General features: G+C 58.2%; 1 protein-coding gene. It reads right to left on the reverse strand.

Translation table 11 applies throughout. From position 1 onward, the window contains the following. On the reverse strand, positions 1-1,982 hold a 1,982-nt coding region (locus C1A08_RS13315), incomplete at both ends, for a hypothetical protein (protein ID WP_180951589.1).

Genomic DNA, 1,982 nt, shown 5'->3' on the forward strand with positions numbered 1-1,982 from the left:
TTATACAGGGACATGGGCTTATATTTAGCGAGCGCAGCAGTGTCGAGTAATGTTCCGTAAGTATTCCCTTTTGGTTTTCTAGGGTCCACAGCCCTTACGACTGCCCCGGGGAGTTCGTATACCTTTTCTCCGTTCAAATCGAGAAGACCTTTTTTCGTATTTTCGAGATAGCGGTTCATTGCGTTTTTTTCCGTTTCCGGTTCGAAAGGATTCTTTCTCAGGAAGGCAGGTCTCGGATAGGATTCTTCGATGGCAACCGCCTGCACGGGCTTTCCCCTCCTGGTCTTCGCCGTCACCATGAACAGGGTGGTGTCCCGGAAGTCGAGCCCGTCGATCAGGAAGTTTCCCCGTTCGTCTGCGACCGCGGTTCCGAACACGTTTTCTCTGTTAAGGGCTACGGCGGTCACCCTGGCCAGCGGCGCGTCCTTTCCCATCATTCCGGTCACGTGTCCCGCGATGAACTGCCCGTGCTCGCAAAACCGCTCGGGCCTGAACGCGGCGGTGTCTGCGATCTTCGCGAAGTCGAACCTTCTCCACCCGCGCGTACGCATGAGCAGATCCCTGTGATGCCTGGTCGCAGGGGATTCGTCGCGGAAGTAATACCCCGGATTGCGGACATATCCTCGTATGTCGGAAGTCATCAGCAGGTTCGCGCGAATGTCCTCTCCGAGCGAATCGGTCGCGACGGTTTTCCTGTCCGTCACGCTGACCGAGCAGTCTGCCCCCAGCGGCGTCGAGTCAGCCGCAGTCAGCCTGATCCGGATAACGACCTTCTGCCTGGGCTCGTAGCGCGGTTTGTCGGAGGCCGCCTCCCACCTTTCCCGGTCGTGCGGATGGGCCACGAACAGGATTCGCTCGCTGCGCGTCCTGAGCGAGCTGTCGATCAGCACGAGGTGGAGTATTCCCTCGGGTATCGAATCGGTCTTCCACCGTCCGGTCGGATTCATCGGGTTCAGGTTTTGTATTCCGATGCATTTTCCACGGACGTGCGCGACGACGGTCATGGGTTCGAACCCCTTGTCCGGATCTCGGTTTACCCGGTAACGGACTTCGTCCGGGGTCTGCACGGCCGCGAGCGCATACCCGTCGTCGTCGACTTCAGGGAGCTCTACGCGCAGCGTATCCCCCGTGCGCGCCGCCACGGTCGCAACGTAGCGTTCCCCTGTCTTCGGGATGATCAGAAACGATCCCATTCCGTCGTGCTCGCTGGCGAATCGGGCGACGGTATCCCCGTCCGCAGTCGTTACGACGCCTTCGACCTCGGCCGTGCGTGCGTCCGATCGTTCGGCCCTGAAAGCGACGATCTGCGGCACGCCGGGCACGAGGTCTCCCCCTTCGGGCATAAACTTTACGGCCACGCGCACGGAGTCCTCGGGAAAGAAGAACTCTTTTTTGAAGAAGAGCTCGCCCTGGTCTATCGCGGTGCTTACGTACCCTCCTTGCCGTATGGAATCGGGCGGCAGGTCTACGAATACGGCTCCTGTTACGGTGGTTTTCTGCTGCGCTGCGGATATTCGTTTACCATTGCGGTCGAACACCTCGAACCGGACGTTTACGTCCGGATAGGGTTCGCTGTCCGGGCCGGTGAATCGCACGATGGCCTGGGGGGTTCCGTTTTTTGGATCGGTGTATGTTACCGCGGCGTTTACGCGTCCGGATAGGGAGTTTCCGATGCGGATGTTCCTTTGGAAGAAGAATGCGGGGTCGAAGTTCGTCATCCATCCGGTGTATGCCCGGAGCGTATAATCCCCTGCGGGGAATACGTGCGGAATCTCGAAGTTGTTGGCGAAACCGCACGAATCCCGCTTTATTTTCTTTGCGAGCACGGTTTTTCCTTTCCGGTCTACGATGTCTACGTATATGAAGTTGGACAGGGTGTCCGTCCTGTGCTCGGTCGCATCCACGAGGTATGCCTTGAACCAAATTTTGTCTCCGGCCCCGTAGTAGGGTTTGTCCAGATGAAGCCACAACTTCTCCTGATG

It is taken from the genome of Alistipes sp. cv1, from assembly GCF_900240235.1.
Classification (GTDB): Bacteria; Bacteroidota; Bacteroidia; order Bacteroidales; family Rikenellaceae; genus Alistipes_A; species Alistipes_A hominis.